The sequence below is a fragment of the Saliniferula longa genome (assembly GCF_050789285.1).
Taxonomy (GTDB): Bacteria; Pseudomonadota; Alphaproteobacteria; order Rhodobacterales; family Rhodobacteraceae; genus CAVPWP01.
On sequence record NZ_JBOUVX010000003.1, the window covers coordinates 624433 to 642407 of the forward strand.

The following is a 17975-nucleotide window of genomic DNA, read 5'->3' on the forward strand; positions in this document are numbered from 1 at the left end:
CCGCGGGCATACCCCACCGGGACTGCCAACCGCGGGCGGCCGTCAGTTCGCCGAGACGGGCTTCGAGCGCATCCGGGCCACGGTTTCGCGCTCGGCGCGCTTGCAGCGCTGGGGCGGCAGGCCCCGGTCGAGAAGCTCCATGTCCTCGAGCACCATGTCGCCCATGCGCCTGAACGCAAGGTCGAGCGCACCCGCCCGATGGGCCGACCGCAGGAACCCCCGCAGCCCGCGCACCCGGTGATCCCGCGGCATGGGCTCCTCGGGGAAGACATCGCTGGCCGCGCGAAGGTGGCCTGCCGCGACGGCGTCGATCAACGCGTCGAAATCGACCACATCGGCGCGGCTCAGAAGGATGAAGGCCGCGCCCGGCCGCATCGACGCGAACGCCGGCGCGCCCAGGAAGCGCTGGTTCTCGCTTGTCACGGCCGCCACGACGAAGACCACGTCGCTCTGGCGCAGCACCGTGTCGAGGTCCGCCGGTTCGGCCCCGGCCTCGGCGATGACCGAAGCGGGAAGCCAAGGGTCGAAGACCCGCAGCCGCGGCCGGAACCCCTGCAAGAGCCGATGCAGCGCGCGGCCAAGTTCGCCATAGCCGATCATGCCGACCTCGGCCCCGCTCAGAAGCCGTGCCGCGCGGTTGCCCTCAAGTCCCCAGACCTCGCGCCCCTCGCGGAAGGCAAGGTCGGCTTCGGTGACCTCGCGCAGGAGGTCCAGCGCAAGGGCCAGCCCGATCTCGGCCACCGGCAGGGCAAAGACCTGCGCGGTGGTGACGACATGGATGCCGCGTTCGAACAGCCGGGGATAGGGCATGTTGTCGAGAAGGTTCCCCTCGACGTTGAAGACGCAGCGCAGCGCCGTCATCCGCGCCAGCGCGTCCTCGGTGACCGGCGGCTGGCCCAGAAGATAGCGCGCCCGCGCCAATGCCGCGTCGGGCACGTCGGCAAGGGTCGCCGCCTCGTGCACCTCGTAGCGGCGGTGAAGCTTGGCCAGCGCCTCGGGCGAGAAGATCAGCTCGAGCGTCCGCGGCGCGGGCAGGCTGAGGACAAGGGGGCGGTCATCCGTCATCAATCAAGGAAGCCGGCGCGGAACGGCGCGTGCCGGACCGTGCCGCCTTCGCCAGTGATCTCGACTGTGCCGCCCATCAGCGCCACGTCGGCCACCGGCTCTTCCGAGGGCCAGGCGACGGCGCCGATCACATGGCGCACCTCGACCACGGCGTCGCGGTCAAGCTCGACCGCGGCCGGTCCGGTCAGGTCGCGCTCGGGAACAAGGCCCAGCATGTTGAAGGCGCCGCCTTCCTCGACACCGAGGCAGCCCAAGTGCCGCCCCGACCAGGGCGCATAGTCGCGCCCGCCGTTCGAATGCCACAGCATCGTCATCGGCACCCGGTCGGGATGGCGCAGCGAAAGGTAGAGGTCCCCCTTGCCCAGCCGCGTGACGGCGGTCCAGCCCAGAGGATTGCCCCGCGCCTCGATGCCGACGACGAAATCCTCGTGCCGCGGGTTCCAGGGATAGCGCGTCAGGTCCGTGGTGCCCGTGAGGCTGGGAAAGCGTGCGGGGTCCGCGCTTGTCGCGGGATAGACCAGCGCGGACCGGCCCATGGCCGGATCGCTTTCCTGCGGGTTGGGCGGGGTCTGCCAGATCGCCTTCCGCGAGGTGCGGATCAGCGCCCCGTCGGGGACCGAGACGTTCGCGTGATTGGCAAACGGCACCCGCCCTTCGCCGCCGATGAAGACATGGCGCTGGTAGACGAAGGGGTGGCCGGGCTCGACCGACAGTTCCTTGACCAGCGTCGCGCCGTGCACGGTGCGCGCAAGCACCGCCTGAAGCCGCCCGTCGCCTTCGCCGATGACGTGCCAGGGCGTGTTCGCGGGCCAGCCGTGCAGGGGTGATCCCGCTTCGCTTCCGCCGAAGGGCGCGCAGAAGAAGTCGCCGCCCAGCGTGGCCATCAAGGGTGCCGCGTCGGGCGGCATCACCTCGTCTGTGCCGACCCAGGGCGCGCGGTGAAGGGGCGCCACCGCGCGCCCGTGATCTTCGACCGTGAAGCCGTCAAGCAGACCCGTCCGGGCATCGAAACCGACTGCAATTCCCTGCGCCGCGATCCCCGTCATGGCCGGACGCGCCCGCGAAGGGTTGCGGTTGCGCGCCGATCGACCAAGGCCCTGCCGCCTGTTCCAGCCATGTCACCCCCCTGTTCAAGGCGCGTCTGTGGCGCCGGATTGCGCGCCATCATGCCAAGGAAGTTGGCGCCGATGAAGATGCCTTCGGCAGGCCCGGGAACACGATTGCGCGCCAGCGCGCTTCGGCGCAGCGCCTGGTGGCGGATCGCGGCCGCGGTCGGGTCAACTCGAGGCCGGCGCAAGCGCTGTGGCCAGCACCTCGGCCAGGACCGACACGGCGAGCGTGCCCGCGTCGCGGGCCGAAGGGATCAGACCCACGGGGCCCCGAAGCCGTGCCCGCGCGGTGGCGGGAACCCCCATCGCCTCGAGGCTCAGAAGCCGTGCCTCGGCCGCGCGGCGGCTGCCCTGTGCGCCGACGTAGAAGGCGGGCGTGTCGAGCGCGCCCTGAAGGATCGGCGGCTCCCAGTCGTGGTCGTGGAAGAACAGGACGATGGCCGTACGGTCGTCGACGGCAAGGTCCCCCGGGAAGGCCTGCGTCACAAGATGGCGTGTCGCGCCGCCCGCTGCGGCGGCCTCGGCCAGCGTCTCGGCGTCGGGCGACAGCAGCAGGTTGGGATAGCCCGCCGACTGGACCAGCGCGGCGAAGGTCGCGGCCTCGGGGCCCTTGCCGAACACGAGGAAGCGGATGTCGGGCAGGAAGCCGATGCGCAGGGTCCGGCCATCCTGCCCGGTCCAGGGGGCGTCGCCGGAAAGGCGCATCGCGCCTGTCGCCACGTCGATCTCGAGCATGCGGGGCCGGCGCGCTGCAAGGTCGTCGGCAAGCCCCTGCAGGACCTCGCGGTCGGGTGCGGGCAGCAGAAGGATGTCAAGCCCGCCGCCGCAGGGCAGCTCGATATCGGCGAAGGGCGAGCCCCGGCCATAGCGCAGGCTCACCGGCCGGCCGCCGTCCCGCGCGCGCATGGCGTGAAGGGCGATGTCGGCCTCGACGCAGCCCGACGACAGCGTACCCGCACGCTCGGTTTCGCTGAAGATCGTCATCATCGCCCCGACCGGGCGGTAGGACGGGCCGTCGACCCCCGCGATCACCGCAAGGACGGCATCGCGCCCGGACGACAGAAGGGCGTCAATCGGATCGCGGGCGGGATTGCCAGTGGGGTTGATCAGGGTCATGGGCGCGCTCTGCATTCAAGCATGGGCGCGGACGGGACGTCCGGCAAGGGGCTTGCAGGAAACCTGTGCCCGGCGCCTTCAGATCCCCGCGTCCTGCCCGTGCACATGATAGCCGATTTCGCGCACCGGCGCCGCGCCGCGGCTGTCCTTGCCGGTGGGCAGCCAGGCGCAGACGTTGGCATCCTTCGCCCAGACCGTGCGGCACTGCCCGGGGATGAAGAATTCGACGAAGACGAAATCCTCGGTCGCGTCGGGGTTGGTGAAGAACCAGTGAAGCTCGTTTTCATAGTTGTACAGCAGGTCGCCCGCCGCCAGGGGGGCCTCGACCCCGTTCAGGACAGCCGTCCCCCGCCCCGAGATCACGAACTGGAAGTGTTCAGCCCCTTCGTGGTGATGCTCGGGCGCGGCGGCGCCGGGGGGATAGGTGATGATCTCGGCCTTGATCGCCCCGGTGCCGATCAGCCCTTCGGTCGCCACGTAGATGCGCTGTCGGCTGTCATGTTCGGATTGCAGGACCGGTTCGCGCGTCCAGTCGATCACCAAGACGCCTGGCTCGGCCGCGCCAAGCCCGGGGTCGAAGCGGTCGGCACGAGGCACGATGGTCCAGAGCAGGTCAAGCGCATGGTCGGCCGCGATCGTCACCTCGGTGCCCGGGCGTGCGAAGACCACCGAGGCGCGGTCGATCGCCTGTCCGTTCACGCGTCCCGACCCGCCAAGTACCTGGAACCACACAACCGCGTCGCGCGCGACGGGTTCCATGACCGCCTCGCCCGCCGGAAGGGTCACGCGCCGGACCTCGCAATGATCGCTTCGGGTCAGCGCCCGGTCGGCCAGCGTGATCATCGAGGGGCCTGTGTCGGCGGGTCGTGGAAGATCGGTCGATCTGACAAGAACGGGCATTGCTCGGGTCTCCTTCTGTCCCCTGGCGGCCTTACGCGAACTGGGCCGTCGCGGCGCGGGCCTTGAACTCGTCGAAGATGCGCGTGCCGGACTGCGCCAGGGCCGCCTGAAGCGCCGGGATATCGGCGCGCAGCATCCGGCCGCCCTGCTTGTGGACGACGCCGCCCACCATCACCGTGTCGATGTTGCCGGGATGGGCATATCCCACCACGGCATGGACCGGATCGAAGGCGCCCGACAGGTTCAGATCCCCCCCGCGGACAAGGATGAGGTCCGCCGCCTTCCTGGGTTCGAGCGTGCCAATCCGGTTCTCGAGCCGCGCCAGCCGTGCGCCCTCGGCCGTCGCCCAGCCCAGCGCGTCGCGCACGGTGATCGGAATCGGGTGCGGGCGCTCGCCCGTCCGGGCCTTCACCGCCATCGAGGTGAAGTGGCGTTCGGTCTGAAGCGTGAAGCGCGTGCAGGCCAGCATGTCGGGGGCGAAGGCGCTTTCGATGTCGGTCCCGATCGAGAAGGCCACGCCCCGCTCCAGAAGCCGGCGGCTGAGCGGATCGCCATAGCAGATCTGAAGTTCGATCTCGGCCGTCACGGTGAAGCTAGCGCCCGCGTCGACGAGGACGCCAAGATCGCGGTCGGTCAGTTCGTTGCCGTGGACGATGTTCACCCGGCGGTCGATCAGCCCTGCGGCCGCGGCCTTCGCATACCCCTCGGGCGCGGGCATCGACGCGCCCGAATGATGGATCGACACGACAAGGTCGTGGTCCTTCGCCAGCCGGAAATCCTGCAACACCACATCCTCGACCGACATCTGCGGGCCAAGGATCGCCATGCCCATGGTCACCAGCGCGTCGTCCGACGAAAGCCGGCCGGTGCGCAGGCGCGCGACTTCCGCGGCCGACATCGGGATCTCGGAGAAGTGCTTCTGGCCGGGCTTCGGATCGGGCTTGGCCGAGCCGTGAAGGAACACCGCGCGGATGCCGGCGTCCTGAAGGCCGTCGATGGCGGCGTCGGAATGGTCGGGGGTGGGGTTGTTGTGGTGCCAGTCGACCATCGTCGTGACACCGTTGTTGAGCTGATTCAGCGCCCCAACAAGGTTCGCGATGCGGATGTCCTCGGGCGTGAAGAAATTGGCCAGCCCCGCATGCATCGCGCGAAAGTAGTTGGTACCGGTCCAGTCGGTCGCAAGCCCGCGCAGACCGGTCTGCCAAGTATGGATATGGGCGTTCACAAGGCCCGGCATCACGATCATGCCGGATGCGTCGATGACCCTGTCCTCGTCGCGGGCCGGCAGGTCGGGCCCGATCGCGGCGATGCGGCCATCCTCGATCAGGATGTCCTGATCCCTTTCGGGCGCCGCCCCGGGAACAAGCGTCAGGACCAGACCCTTCCTGACCAGCGTCCTTGGCATCGTCTCCTCCCCTGATCACGTGCGAAACGCGCCGAGCAATCGATTGCACGCCCACGGCCACTTGTCGAGAGCATTGGCGGAACGCGCGGTCCGGCCCGACGCGCCCGTTGACCGCCGTCAATTCGCTTCGCACCGCATCGTGGCCGGATCGACGCGACGGCGTTCCTGGGTCGGCGCGTCGGGAACCACGGGGACGAGGGACCAGGATGAAAATCTCCTTTCACGGTGCGGCGGGGGGCGTGACCGGATCCTGCCACCTGATCTCGGTCGCGGGGCGCAACATCCTTGTCGACTGCGGCATGTTCCAGGGCGGGCACGAGCTGCATCAGGACAACCGGGCCCCCTTCGGCTTCGATCCGGACTCGGTCGACGTGCTTCTGCTGACCCACGCCCATCTCGATCACTGCGGGCGCATCCCGCTGCTTCTCAAGCGCGGCTTCTCGGGCGAGATCATCTGTACGCCGGCCACGCGGGATCTTGCGCGGCTCATCCTCCTCGATTCGGCGCATCTGCACGAGGAAGAGGCCCGCCGCCGCCGCCATCATGGGGCGACCGGACAGGAAAGCGAGCCGCTTTACGACACCGTCGATGTCCTGGACAGCCTCGACCGCTTCGGCCGGCTGGCCGAGTACGGCGTGCCGATCGACCTGGGACGAGGCGCGGTCGCCACCTTCTTCGAGGCCGGGCACATCCTTGGCTCGGCCAGCGTCCTGCTTGATCTGACCGAACGAGGCAGGCGCCGGCGCGTTCTGCTTTCCGGCGACATCGGCCCGCGCGAACGGCCGCTTCTGAACCCGGCCATGCCGCCGTCGGACGTGGACGTCGTGGTGATGGAAAGCACCTATGGCGACCGCGACCACCGGCCGCTTGACGCGACGATCGCGGAATTCGAAGCCGCGATCCGCCAGGCCGACGATCGCGGCGGCAACGTGATAATCCCGACCTTCGCGCTGGAACGTGCGCAGGAGCTGCTTTTCTGCCTGCGCGAGGGGATGCTGGGCGGGCGGATCCGCGCACTGATGTCGGTCTATCTCGATTCGCCCATGGCGATCTCGGCGACGCAGCTGTTCCGGCGGCACCCCGACGCGATGAAGCCCGCCATCGCGGCCATGATCCGCCGGGGCGACGACCCGTTCCGCCTGCCCGAATTGCACTTTACCCGCGACGCGTCCGAGTCGATGGCGTTGAACCGCGTCCGTTCAGGCGCGATCATCATGGCGGGGTCGGGCATGTGCACCGGAGGGCGCGTTCGTCACCACCTGCGCCACAACCTTGCCCATGCCGACTGCAGCGTGATCTTCGTGGGTTTCGCCGCCAAGGGCACGCTGGCGCGGATCATCATCGACGGCGCCAGGACCGTCCGGCTGTTCGGCGACGGGATTCCGGTCCGGGCGGGCATCCACACGATCAACGGGTTTTCGGCCCACGCCGGGCGAACGGACCTGCTGGACTGGCATGCGCGCACCGGCGCCCCGGAACGCACGTTCCTCGTGCATGGCGAAGACGCAGCGCGGGCCTCGCTTGCCGGCGCACTGGGAAAGGACAGGGTCACCCTGCCCGCGCTGCACGCCAGCTTCGACCTTTAGCGCCCCGCCCTAGCGCAGCCAGAGGCGCGCGTAGGGCGGCAGCGGGATAGCCCCCGTGCCGTCGCCCACGGGGGCGTCCGACAGAAGGTCGTGCAGGCCGGTCGCGCCGTTCTGCACCGCCCAGCTTGCCGGCACCGCGTGCCAGAAGTCGGTGAAGTTGAACAGACAGACAACGCTGCCGGTCGGCGCCCGGCGCGCGACGGCGAAGAGCGCCGTGTTCCCGGTCTGCAGGATCTCGGTCGGGTGGCGGGCGTGGAAGGCGGGCGTCGCGGCGCGTCGGGCGAAGATGCGGCGCAACCCGGCAAGCACCCGCCCTTCAATGCTGCCGGGCGCCGCCGCGGCCGCCTGCGCGCGGTCCCAGTCCATGACCGGGCGGTGCAGCCATCGGCTGTCGTGGGCGTGGCGCGGCTCGTCGTGGTAGCCATAGTCGTTCAGCAGCCCGACCTCGTCGCCCATGTAGATCAGCGGGATGCCGCAGTAGCTGGCGATCAGGGCATGGCCCATCAGGATGCGATCGATGGCGCGGTCGACGGCCGTCGCATCGCCCGCGGCCACCGCCTTTTCGAGACCGGCAAGCGAAGCGCAGGTGCCGCTGATCCGCTTGTCGCCGGTCTCGGGGTTGAACTGGAAGGGTTCGCCCGCCGCGAAGGACCCCGGAAAGGCGCCTTCGTAGAACTCGGACAGGAAGGCCCGGTGCATCCGCCCGTCAAGGCCCACGGCGGCGGCGTCCTCGTCCGTCACGGCCCAGCCGATGTCGTCGTGGCAACGAAGGTAGGTGGCGTAGGTCGCGTTGGTGAGCGTGGGCGGGAAATGCGTGGCCATGACATGAGTCATGAGCTGCGTGTCGCGCGCCGCCAGCGCCGACCAGAACTGCACCATGAGCGAGTTGTGATAGGCCAGGTTGCCTTCCTTCCCGTCATGCTCGCCCCGGCCCAGATAGGGCAGCATCTCTTCGGGGCTGACGATCGCCTCTTCGAGGTGGATGACCGCGGGCGCCACGATCCGGCAGGCCGCACGCAGCGCCTGCAGCAGCATGTGGCATTCAGGTTCGGACTGGCAGCGCGTGCCCATCCGCTTCCAGATGAAGGCCACGGCATCCAGCCGCAGGATCTCGACCCCGCGATTGGCCAGGAACAGCATCACTTCGACCATCTCGAGAAAGATCTGCGGATTGGCCCAGTTCAGGTCCCACTGGTGTTCGTTGAAGGTCGTCCAGACCCAGCGGCCGATGTCGGGATACCAGGTGAAGTTGCCCGGCGCGTTGTCGGGAAAGACCTCGACCAGGGTCTTCTCGTAGGCCTTGGGCAGGCGGTCGTCCTCGAACATCAGGTAGTAGTCCCGATATCTCGGATCCCCCGCGCGGGCCTTCTTCGCCCAGGCGTGTTCCTTGGCGGTGTGGTTGATGACGAGGTCGACGCAGACGCTGATGCCGCGCGCCCGGCAAGCGGCGGTTGCGGCCTCGAAATCGGCCATGTCGCCGTAGGCCGGGTTGATGCGGCGATAGTCCATCACCGAATAGCCACCATCGCTGTCGCCCGGGCGCGGCTTCAGGCAGGGCATGAAGTGGACGTAGGTGATACCGAGATCGGCCAGATAGTCGAGCTTGCCGGGCACCCCCTTCAGGTCGCCGGCGAAGCGATCGATGTAGAAGGCATAGCCCGTCATGTCGGGGCGCTGAAACCAGTCGGGCTCGAGGTCGCGCCGCAGATCGAGGCGCTTGAGGTCCGCCGGCCGTTCGGCCCAGGCCTTGCGCAGGCTGCGCTCAAGCGCCTTGCGGAACCGCGCATAATCGGGATGGGTGCCGTAGATCCGCGAGAGCATGTCCCACAGATCGTCGCGGCTGCGGGCATAGCGCAGCGCGAAGATGTCGTCGTCCGAGATCGAGAATGCCGCCATGTCCCTGCGCCGCCCGAAACCGCCTTCGCCACCGATAACGGCGAATCCCGGCCTTGACGATACGGTTTGGCGGCGCTCGCGGACCTAGCGCTGAAAGACGTAGGTGCCCGGCGCCTCGCGCAGGGGGGGATAGCGATCATCGGCCGTCCCCATCCCCGGGGGCGGGCCCTCGCCGGTCGATCGATCCGCCAGCCAGTCGGCGAAGGCCGGCCACCACGACCCTTCCCGCCGCTCGGCCGCCGCCGCCCAGGCCTCGGGGGCGCGGTAGGACTCGCCGTCACGGGTCGTGTGCAGGCGGAATTCCCACCCCTTGCGCCCGGGGTCGCTGACGATGCCCGCGTTATGCCCGCCGGTGGTCAGGACGAAGGTGATCGGGGTGTCGGCAAACAGGTGCAGCTTGTAGACCGACCGCCAGGGCGCGACGTGATCGCCGGTGGTCGAGACGCAGAAGATCGGCACGTCGATGTCGCTCAGCGCCACCGGCGCGACGCCCACGCAGTACAGCCCCTGCGCCAGTTCGTTGCGCAGGAAGATATGGCGCAGGTAGTCGCTGTGCATCCGATAGGGCATGCGCGTGGCATCGGCGTTCCAGGCCATGAGGTCGAACATCGCCGGTCGTTCGCCCATCAGGTAGTCGTGCACGTAGCGTGACCAGATCAGGTCGGCCGAGCGCAGAAGCTGGAACGCGCCGGCCATCTGCTTGGTGTCGAGATAGCCCTGGTCCCACATCATGTCCTCGAGAAAGGCGACCTGGCTTTCGCTGATGAAAAGCTGAAGCTCGCCCGGTTCCTCGAAATCGGTCTGGGTCGCCAGAAGGGTCAGCGTCGCCAGCCGGCGGTCGCCGTCGCGCGCCTGCTGCGCGGCCTTCGCCGCCATCAGCGTTCCGCCCAGGCAATAGCCCACGCCATGCACCTTCGCGTCCGGCATGATGGCCGCGACCGCGTCGAAAGCGGCGTCGACGGCGGCGAAGTAGTCCTCCATCCCGAGGTCGCGATCGTCGGCCGTGGGATTGCGCCACGAGACCATAAAGACGGTGAACCCCTGCCCCACCAGATAGCGCACCAGCGAATTCTGGGGGCTGAGGTCGAGGATGTAGTACTTCATGATCCAGGCCGGCACGATCAGCACCGGTTCGGTCTTCACCGCGTCGGTCTGCGGGGCGTACTGGATCAGTTCAAGAAGGTGGTTGCGGAAGACGACCTTGCCGGGCGTAAGGGCCACGTCGCGTCCGGGCAGGTAATCCTCGCTTCCCACCGGCACCTTGCCAGAGACCGCCCTTTCCCAGTCCTCGAACAGATTGTGCATCCCGCGCACAAGGTTCGCACCGCCCTCGCGCAGGGTCGTGGCCGCGACCTCGGGGTTGGTCGCCACGAAGTTCGAGGGCGAAACGAGGTCAAGCATCTGGCGGTTGAGAAACGACACGACCTTCGCCGCGTGATCGTCAAGACCGTCGATGTCGTGGGCGGCGTTGAACCACCATTGCTGGGTCAGAAGGAAGTTCTGATAGATCAGGTTGTAGGGCCAGCGCTGCCAGGCCGGGTGATCGAAGCGGTGATCGTGCGGAAGGGGCGCGATGCAGGGCGGGGTGTCGGGATCGCGGGCGGCCTGTCCGGCGTAGATCGCCAGCCGCATCGACTTGCGCAGGGCCTTTTCGGCCAGTTGCAACTGCTTGCCCGGCGACCCCACAAGGTGCGCGCCCCAGGCAAAGACGGTCGATGCCAGCCCATAGGGCGACACGCCCAGCGTGAAGCGCGCCAGGTGCGCGTTCATCGCCCGGTCAAGGCTTCTGGTGCTGTAGCGATCGACCATGTCGGGAACGATCGCCCCGTTGTCGGGTCTCGCGTCCGGTGTGGCGGCAACCGCGCGCTCCGGCTGCGCCTCGGTCCTGACCTTCGCGGCCGCTTTCCGGCCTGTCGTGCGGGGCATCCTGCGGCGTCCTTCCTGCGGCACCTGCGCCGCGTCGTGCAGCAGACTAAGACAGCAGGTCGAAGTCGCCATTGACCCTGGTCAAGGCGACATCTCGGCACTTGACGACAGGCCGCCGTCCGGCGCTACTGATCGGGCGCGACGGATCACTTACATGGCACCAATGCACCACAAGGCCCTCTCACTGGCGGCGCTTGCGCTTCTGATGGCGGTTCCCGCCTTGGCCGACGGCCTGCCCCGGCCGCTGACCGACTCCGATTTCATGGCCACCGACCCCGCCGAGGTCGAGCTTGGCCAGCTTCTGTTCTATGACGCGATCCTGTCGGGCAACCGCAACATCGCCTGCGCGACCTGCCACCATCCCCGCTTCGCCACCGGCGATGGCCTGTCGCTGGGCCTGGGCGAAGGCGGTGTCGGGTTGGGGCCCGCGCGCAAGGCCGACCCGGCGAACCTTCCCGAACAGCGCATCCCCCGCAACTCGCCCGCCCTGTTCAACCTCGGGGCGCACGAGGTCACGGTGATGTTCCACGACGGCCGGATCGAGACCGATCCCGCGCGCCCCTCGGGTCTGCGCACCCCGCTCGAGGACGAGATGGTGGCGGGCTTCGCCAACCTGCTGTCGGCCCAGACCATGTTCCCGGTGCTGTCGCCCGACGAGATGGCCGGCCACTACCAGGAGAACGACGTCTCCAAGGCCGTCCGCCAGGGCCGGATCACCGGCGACGGCGGCGCCTGGGACATCATCTCGGACCGGGTGGCGGCCATTCCTGAATACCGGCAGCGCTTCGAAGCCGTCTATCCCGAGATCGCGGCAGGCCGCGACATCGGCTTCACCGACATCTCGAACGCGATCGCCGCCTTCATCGCCTTCGAGTGGCGTTCGGACCAAAGCCCCTTCGACGCCTACCTGCGGGGGGAAGCCGATCTTGCGCCGGACGCGGCCCTGGGTCTCGAGCTGTTTTACGGCGAGGCGGGCTGCGCGTCCTGCCATTCCGGGCCGCTGCTGACCGACCACGGCTTTCACGCCATGGGCACGCCGCAGCTTGGCCCAGGCAAGGCCGAACGCTTTGAAAAGCATCAAAAGGACATCGGGCGGATGCGCGTCACCGGCCGGACCGAGGACGCCTATGCCTTCCGCACGCCGTCGCTGCGCAACGTCGCACGGACCGGGCCCTGGGGGCACGCGGGCGCGCATTCGGACCTTGCAGCCTTCCTGCGCCACCACGCCGATCCGGTGACGGGTCTTGCCGCCTATGCGCCGCAGGCGACGCTGCCGGACCTGCCGGGCACCAAGCCCGACTGGACGATCCGCGACGCCGCCGCGACATGGGACGAGATCGCCGCGGCGGTCGAGACGCAGCCCCTTGCCCTTGGCGAGGGTGACGTCGAGGCGCTGATCGCCTTCCTCGGCAGCCTGACCGACCAGGCCGCGATCGACGGGCGGCTTGGCGTGCCCGAGACGGTGCCAAGCGGACTGCCGGTCGAGCGATAGCGCGGGGGGTCTAGCCGGGGATCAGCCCCTCGGGCGTCAGCGTGAGATGACTGTTCACCGGCACGGAGGTCCATTCCGACCACTCGCCACCGGGCCACAGGATGCGCGCTTCGGCCGCGGTGGCGGCGCCAAGCCCGAAGTGCACCGGCCCGGCCTGTCCGCCCGCGTGGCCGCCGCCCACCGTCACCTCGCGGGTCTGCACGCCTTGCGCGGTCCGCACCTCGATCCAGGCGCCGACAGCGCGGCTGTTGGGCCCGCTCATCCGCGGCTCGACCGCCAGCCAGGTGCCCGTGCCTTCGGTCACGTTCTGCCACAGCTCCATCGGGGCGCGCCGGTTCAGCACCACAAGGTCAAGCCGCCCGTCGCCGTCGAAATCGGCAAGCGCCGCCCCGCGCGACCGTTCGCCGGTGGCGATGCCGGCTTCGGCGGCGGCTTCCTTGAATGTCCCGTCCGCCTGCCCCATCAGCAGATTGTTCGGGTCGTGGATCGCGTTCGACGGCATCTGGTCGACGTTGCCCTTGGCGATGAAAAGATCGAGCCGCCCGTCGTTGTCGACATCGGCGAATTCCGCGTGCCAGCCGGTCGACGGGCGCCCGTCGTCGCCCACGAAGGGCCTGTGCGCGGTCGCGCCCACCTCGAACGGCGCGTTGCGCATGGTCCCGCCGTCGTTGAATTGCAGCAGCTGGTCGCCCATCGACGTGAGCATCACCTCGGGCAGGCCGTCCCCGTTCAGGTCGCCGCTGGCGATGCCCATCCCCCACAGCGATACCTTCTGCCAGCCGTCGGACTCGGTCCGCGGGCCAAGGGGATCAAGCCGCCACATCTCTTCGAAGCCGCCACGCACGTAGTAGTGGCGGTCGTTCGAAATGCGCAGTTCCGGCGCGCCCGCCCGCGTCCAGTCGGAAATCAGCATCGATAGCGCGCAGAAGCCGGGGGACAGTTCCACGGGAGCGCCGAAGCGGCGGCCTTCGGGGCGGTGCAGTTCGTTGACGTCGCAGGCCTCGAACGGGCCGTCGGGATCCTTCAGATCGACGTAATTGCCGATGGCAAGCGTCGGCCAGTCGTTCGCGCCTTCCCAGGTCGCGGTGAAGGCGGTCGACCAGCGGTCGCCCGCGTCGAAGCCCCAGTCGGCGGTCACGTCGGCAAAGCCGCAGGCGCCGTCGCCCTTCAGGATCAGGTTGGGTCCGACGCGCAGCACGACAAGGTCGATCGGCCCGTCGCCGTCGATGTCGATCGGATAGGCGCCCGTCACGCCGGTCAACGGTTCGATCGCCCCTTCGCGGAAGCTCAGGGGCGCGCCAGGTCCAGCGGTGTCGTTCACGAAAAGCCGCGCCGGGTTCTCGCCGCCGGCGGCGAAGATGTCGGGGCGCGCGTCGCCGTCGCAGTCGAAGACCGCGACCCCGCCGCCCACGAAATGCAGCCAGCCGCCGCCATAGACATGGCCGCCCGGCAAGCCCTCCGAGCGGTCGACGAAGGCGGGCCCGGCGACCGCCGGAGACGCGGCGAGCAGGACAAGAGGAAAAAGCTTCATTGCGCTGCGACCTCGCGTTGCTGCGACAGGCTGGCTTCCGTCACCGACGACAACGCAAGCGCCGCCGCGCCATGCGCCCAGAGAAGGTCGCCCCAGGCATGCACTTCGATCGGCGGTACGGCGCGCCCGGCCTGAAGCACAAGGCTTTCCATCTCGGCCAGGGTATCGGCGGCATAAAGGTAATCGAAGCGCATCCGTTCCCCCGAAAGGATGATCAGCGCAGGGTCGAACAGGTTGACCACGTTCGCAAGCCCCACCGCCAGGTAGCGCCCCGCGCGCCGGAAGATCGACCGCGCCGCGCCATTGCCGGCCTTGGCGTGGTCGTAAAGGCTTTCAAGCAGGACGTGGTTCGGCCTGACGTCCTTGTGCATCCAGTTCAGAGCCACCGCCGCCTCGCGCACCAGCGCGTAGTCGGCGACATAGGCCTCGAGGCAGCCGCGCTGGCCGCAGCGGCACAGCGCCCCGTCAAGCTGGACCTTGATGTGACCCAGCTCCAGCCCCAAACCGTGCGAGCCGCGAAAAAGCCGGTGGTTCAGCACAAGGCCCATGCCCAGGCCATGTTCGATGGTGACGACGGCGAAATCCGCCATGTCCCGGCCCGCTCCGAACCACAGTTCGGCCAGCGCGACGAGGTTGGCGTCGTTGTCGATCGTCACCTCGAGGCCAAGCCGGTCTTGGGCGGCGGCGGCCAGCTTGACGCCCCGCTCCTCGAGGATGGGCGACCAGTGCACGAGGCCGTGGAAATTGTCGACGAAGCCGGGCACGCCGATGCCGAGGGCTGAAAGATCGCTGCGCGCCATTCCGGCGCGGTGACACACGCGCGTGAGAAGCCCGTCGGCGGCATCGAGCAGCGTTTCGGCATCGCCCGGCCCCGGCACGTTCGGAATGGTTTCCGAGGCCACGAGGTTGCCGGCGAAATCGACGATGACGGCCGTGTGTTCGCGATCCGACAGCTTCATGCCGGCGACATGATGGGCGCCCGGGCAGACGCCCAGTGCCACGGGCGGGCGCCCGCGCGTGGCGTCGGCGGCCTCGACCGGCACCGAGATCTCTTCCAGATAGCCGGCCCGGATCAGTTCGGACGTCACCGCGGTGACGGTGGCGGGACTGACCCCCAATTCCTTCGCCACCTGCACCCGCGGCATGAATCCGGCCGCGCGGACCCGTTCGAAGACCTGCTGGCGCAGGGGGCGCATCGCCTCGGACAAGGGCGCGATTCGGGGGCCGCAGCCGCGCGGAACGGCAGCCGAATCGCCCGGGCCCTCCCGCCGACGCATATAATTCACCTCCCAAACAAAAGACGCCGAATGTTATTCTTCTGACGCCGCCATCCACGCAGACCATGGCCAATGACCGATGGCAAAGGATGCAGTTCGAGTATTGCGGCGCATTATTATTTTGACAACCGAATTTATTGAGGCATGCTGCGCTCACTCCGGCGATTCCGCCGGGAGGCCCCGTCGAGGGCCGGTTTCAGGGAGGAACTACCAATGAAGAGGAGAACGCTTCTCGCTACGGCGATGGCGGCAACCTGCCTCACCGCCCCTGCCTTCGCGCAGGACATCAACGTGTGCGTGAGCTGGTCGAATTTCCAGGAAGAGCGCTGGCGGACGGACGAAGCGGCGATCAAGGGCGCACTCGATGCGGCCGGGGCGAGCTACAGCTCGGCCGACGCGCAGGGCTCGGCTGCCAAGCAGTTGACCGACATCGAATCGCTTATCGGCCAGGGCTGCAGCGCGATCATCATCCTTGCGATGGACAAGGACGCGATCGGCCCCGCCGTTGACGCCGCCGCCGCCGAAGGCATTCCGGTCATCGGCTACGACCGACTGATCGAGGATCCGCGCGCCTTCTACCTGACGTTCGACAACAAGGGCGTGGGCCGGATCATCGCGCAGACGATCTTCGACATCGTCCCCGAGGGCAACTACGCCATCATCAAGGGCGACCCGGGTGACCCGAACGCGGGCTTCCTGCGCGAAGGGATGGAAGAAGTCATCGGCCAGGCCGTTGCCGACGGCAAGATCACCATCGTCGGCGAAGCCTTCACCAACGGCTGGGTGCCTGACAACGCGCAGGCAAACATGGAGCAGATCCTGACCGCCGCCAACAACGACGTCGATGCCGTGCTTGCCCAGAACGACGGCATGGCGGGCGGCGCGATCGCGGCGCTTGCGGCCCAGGGCCTGAACATCCCGATCGGCGGCCAGGACGGCGACCTCGCCGCGCTGAACCGTGTCGCGCGCGGCTCTCAGACCGTTTCGGTCTGGAAGAACTCGCGCGAGCTTGGCAAGGCCGCAGGCGAGATCGCGGTTGCCCTCGCGGGCGGCACGGCGATGGATGCCATCCCCGGCGCGATCAAGTTCTCGGGCGGCGAAAAGGGCGTGGAGATGAATGCCATCCTCCTGTCCCCCACGCCGATCACGAAGGACAACCTGAACGTCGCGATCGAGGCGGGCCACATCTCGAAAGAGCAGGCCTGTGAAGGTGCCATGCCCGGCGTCGCCGGCTGCGAATGATCGCCTGACCGGATCGGCCGGGCTCCGCAGCGCGGGGCCCGGCGTCCTTCCCGTGCGCGGGCCGTGATGGCCTGCGCACTCTCCTCTGCATTCCGGACGGAGAGGCTTCGATGGCCCAGCAGACTACCAACGTCGACCCCTCGGTGGGTTCGCTCACGCGCTTTTTGCGCGCCACGGAAATCGACACGCGCCTGCTTGGCATGGTCGCGGCGCTTCTTCTCATCTGGGTGGGCTTTCACCTCTACGGGGTGATCGTGAATGGCAACGGCGCCTTCCTGACCCCCCGGAACCTCTGGAACATCTCGGTCCAGACCGCGTCGGTCGGCATCATGGCCTGCGGCATGGTCCTTGTGATCATCACCCGGCACATCGACCTTTCGGTCGGCTCGATGCTGGGCTTCTGCGCGATGATGATGGGGATGTTCCAGGTCGAGTGGTATCCCCAGCTCGTTGGCCTCGGGCACCCGTCCATCGTGGTGCTGACCATCCTTCTGGGGCTCACGGTCGGCACGCTGATCGGGGCCTTTCACGGCTGGCTCATCGCCTATCGCGGCATTCCCGCGTTCATCGTCACGCTGGGTGGCCTGCTTGTCTGGCGCGGCGCGGCGTTCCTTCTGGCGTCGGGGCGCACGATCTCTCCGGTCGACCGCACCTTTTCGCTGCTCGGCGGCGGGCCCTACGGGTCGATCGGGGCCGTGGGGTCGTGGATCGTCGGCCTTGTCGGCTGTGTGGCGGTCCTGTGGATGCTGGCGTCGGGGCGTCGCAACCGCCATCGGCATGACTTCCCGCAACGGCCCATGTGGGCCGAGTATGTCCTTGCCGCCCTGGGCTGCGGGATCTGCATCGGGGTCACGCTTCTGGTGAATGCCTATCCTTGGCCCAAGGGCATCATCCAGCAATACGCCGCGGCTAACGACATCACCGTGCCGCCCGAGGGGCTGTTCATCAGCCACGGCTTCGCGATCCCGGTGCTGATCCTTCTCGGCGTCGCGGTGGTGATGAGCCTGGTGATGGCGCGCACCCGCTTCGGCCGGTACATCTACGCCATCGGCGGCAACCCGGACGCAGCCCTTCTTGCCGGTATCAACGTCAAGTGGATGACGGTCAAGGTCTTCGCGCTGATGGGCTTCCTGACGGGCCTTTCAGCCGTCGTCGCCTCGGCGCGCCTGAACTCGGCCACCAACGCCCTTGGCACGCTGGACGAGCTTTACGTCATCGCCGCCGCGGTGATCGGGGGAACGTCGCTGGCCGGAGGCGTGGGCACGATCTATGGCGCGGTGCTTGGCGCGCTCGTCATGCAGTCGCTGCAGTCGGGGATGGTGCTGATCGGCTTCGACGCGGCGATGCAGAACATCGTGGTCGGCGTGGTGCTCGTGCTCGCCGTCTACATCGACCAGATCTACCGCAAGCGCGCGAAGTGAAGGAGGCCA

At 68.3% G+C, this 17975-nt stretch carries 13 protein-coding genes; 4 read left to right on the plus strand and 9 right to left on the minus strand.

What is annotated here, in order from left to right; all coding sequences use genetic code 11:
* Positions 1–42: 42 nt before the first annotated feature.
* From ACRDNQ_RS16045 to ACRDNQ_RS16065, 5 genes are all read right to left on the minus strand, one after another.
* Positions 43–1065, minus strand: a complete 1023-nt coding sequence (locus ACRDNQ_RS16045) for a hydroxyacid dehydrogenase (protein WP_431829699.1) — start codon at positions 1063–1065, stop codon at positions 43–45.
* Positions 1065–2111: a hypothetical protein gene (locus tag ACRDNQ_RS16050; RefSeq protein ID WP_431829700.1), complete on the minus strand. Its 1047-nt coding sequence runs from the start codon at positions 2109–2111 to the stop codon at positions 1065–1067. Before ACRDNQ_RS16050 ends, ACRDNQ_RS16045 begins: the two co-directional genes overlap by 1 nt.
* Before the next feature lie 231 nt (positions 2112–2342).
* Complete coding sequence (locus ACRDNQ_RS16055; RefSeq protein ID WP_431829701.1) at positions 2343–3290, minus strand: XdhC family protein; 948 nt, start codon at positions 3288–3290, stop codon at positions 2343–2345.
* A gap of 78 nt (positions 3291–3368) precedes the next feature.
* Positions 3369–4190 (minus strand): cupin domain-containing protein, encoded by an 822-nt coding sequence (locus ACRDNQ_RS16060; RefSeq protein ID WP_431829702.1) that lies wholly within the window; start codon positions 4188–4190, stop codon positions 3369–3371.
* A 31-nt stretch (positions 4191–4221) separates the two neighbouring features.
* Positions 4222–5595 (minus strand): amidohydrolase family protein, encoded by a 1374-nt coding sequence (locus ACRDNQ_RS16065; RefSeq protein ID WP_431829703.1) that lies wholly within the window; start codon positions 5593–5595, stop codon positions 4222–4224.
* Between the two features lie 206 nt (positions 5596–5801).
* On the opposite strand from ACRDNQ_RS16065, the gene ACRDNQ_RS16070 reads away from it, so the two are divergent.
* On the plus strand, positions 5802–7181 hold the full coding sequence (locus tag ACRDNQ_RS16070; RefSeq protein WP_431829704.1) for an MBL fold metallo-hydrolase: 1380 nt from the start codon (positions 5802–5804) through the stop codon (positions 7179–7181).
* A gap of 9 nt (positions 7182–7190) precedes the next feature.
* Here the strand turns inward: ACRDNQ_RS16070 and ACRDNQ_RS16075 are convergent, their stop codons facing one another.
* Both ACRDNQ_RS16075 and ACRDNQ_RS16080 read right to left on the minus strand, forming a co-directional pair.
* The gene (locus tag ACRDNQ_RS16075) at positions 7191–9077 is read right to left on the minus strand and encodes an alpha-amylase family protein (RefSeq protein ID WP_431829705.1); all 1887 of its coding nucleotides are present in this window, start codon (positions 9075–9077) and stop codon (positions 7191–7193) included.
* An 84-nt stretch (positions 9078–9161) separates the two neighbouring features.
* The gene (locus ACRDNQ_RS16080) at positions 9162–11003 is read right to left on the minus strand and encodes a PHA/PHB synthase family protein (RefSeq protein WP_431829706.1); all 1842 of its coding nucleotides are present in this window, start codon (positions 11001–11003) and stop codon (positions 9162–9164) included.
* A 163-nt stretch (positions 11004–11166) separates the two neighbouring features.
* Here ACRDNQ_RS16080 and ACRDNQ_RS16085 point away from each other — a divergent pair, with 163 nt between their 5' ends.
* Positions 11167–12495 carry a cytochrome-c peroxidase gene (locus ACRDNQ_RS16085; RefSeq protein WP_431829707.1) on the plus strand — a complete coding sequence of 443 codons (1329 nt, stop codon included), beginning with the start codon at positions 11167–11169 and terminating at the stop codon, positions 12493–12495.
* A gap of 10 nt (positions 12496–12505) precedes the next feature.
* On the opposite strand, the gene ACRDNQ_RS16090 is transcribed toward ACRDNQ_RS16085, so the two are convergent.
* Positions 12506–14026 (minus strand): CRTAC1 family protein, encoded by a 1521-nt coding sequence (locus tag ACRDNQ_RS16090; protein WP_431829708.1) that lies wholly within the window; start codon positions 14024–14026, stop codon positions 12506–12508.
* Complete coding sequence (locus ACRDNQ_RS16095; RefSeq protein ID WP_431829709.1) at positions 14023–15303, minus strand: ROK family transcriptional regulator; 1281 nt, start codon at positions 15301–15303, stop codon at positions 14023–14025. The genes ACRDNQ_RS16090 and ACRDNQ_RS16095 overlap by 4 nt, the downstream gene beginning before the upstream one ends.
* A 213-nt stretch (positions 15304–15516) precedes the next feature.
* Here ACRDNQ_RS16095 and ACRDNQ_RS16100 point away from each other — a divergent pair, with 213 nt between their 5' ends.
* Entirely contained in the window at positions 15517–16545 is a 1029-nt protein-coding gene (locus tag ACRDNQ_RS16100) for a substrate-binding domain-containing protein (protein ID WP_431829710.1), read from the plus strand.
* 110 nt (positions 16546–16655) lie between these two features.
* Positions 16656–17966 carry a sugar ABC transporter permease gene (locus ACRDNQ_RS16105; RefSeq protein ID WP_431829711.1) on the plus strand — a complete coding sequence of 437 codons (1311 nt, stop codon included), beginning with the start codon at positions 16656–16658 and terminating at the stop codon, positions 17964–17966.
* Positions 17967–17975 lie beyond the last annotated feature (9 nt).

Bases quoted from the DNA above. Each gene is read 5' to 3' on its own strand.
- ACRDNQ_RS16070 (WP_431829704.1), top strand. From the start codon at position 5,802: ATGAAAATCTCCTTTCACGGTGCGGCGGGGGGCGTGACCGGATCCTGC.
- ACRDNQ_RS16095 (WP_431829709.1), bottom strand. From the start codon at position 15,303: ATGCGTCGGCGGGAGGGCCCGGGCGATTCGGCTGCCGTTCCGCGCGGC.
- ACRDNQ_RS16100 (WP_431829710.1), top strand. From the start codon at position 15,517: ATGAAGAGGAGAACGCTTCTCGCTACGGCGATGGCGGCAACCTGCCTC.
- ACRDNQ_RS16080 (WP_431829706.1), bottom strand. From the start codon at position 11,003: ATGCCCCGCACGACAGGCCGGAAAGCGGCCGCGAAGGTCAGGACCGAG.
- ACRDNQ_RS16050 (WP_431829700.1), bottom strand. From the start codon at position 2,111: ATGACGGGGATCGCGGCGCAGGGAATTGCAGTCGGTTTCGATGCCCGG.
- ACRDNQ_RS16055 (WP_431829701.1), bottom strand. From the start codon at position 3,290: ATGACCCTGATCAACCCCACTGGCAATCCCGCCCGCGATCCGATTGAC.
- ACRDNQ_RS16085 (WP_431829707.1), top strand. From the start codon at position 11,167: ATGCACCACAAGGCCCTCTCACTGGCGGCGCTTGCGCTTCTGATGGCG.
- ACRDNQ_RS16105 (WP_431829711.1), top strand. From the start codon at position 16,656: ATGGCCCAGCAGACTACCAACGTCGACCCCTCGGTGGGTTCGCTCACG.
- ACRDNQ_RS16090 (WP_431829708.1), bottom strand. From the start codon at position 14,026: ATGAAGCTTTTTCCTCTTGTCCTGCTCGCCGCGTCTCCGGCGGTCGCC.
- ACRDNQ_RS16065 (WP_431829703.1), bottom strand. From the start codon at position 5,595: ATGCCAAGGACGCTGGTCAGGAAGGGTCTGGTCCTGACGCTTGTTCCC.
- ACRDNQ_RS16075 (WP_431829705.1), bottom strand. From the start codon at position 9,077: ATGGCGGCATTCTCGATCTCGGACGACGACATCTTCGCGCTGCGCTAT.
- ACRDNQ_RS16045 (WP_431829699.1), bottom strand. From the start codon at position 1,065: ATGACGGATGACCGCCCCCTTGTCCTCAGCCTGCCCGCGCCGCGGACG.
- ACRDNQ_RS16060 (WP_431829702.1), bottom strand. From the start codon at position 4,190: ATGCCCGTTCTTGTCAGATCGACCGATCTTCCACGACCCGCCGACACA.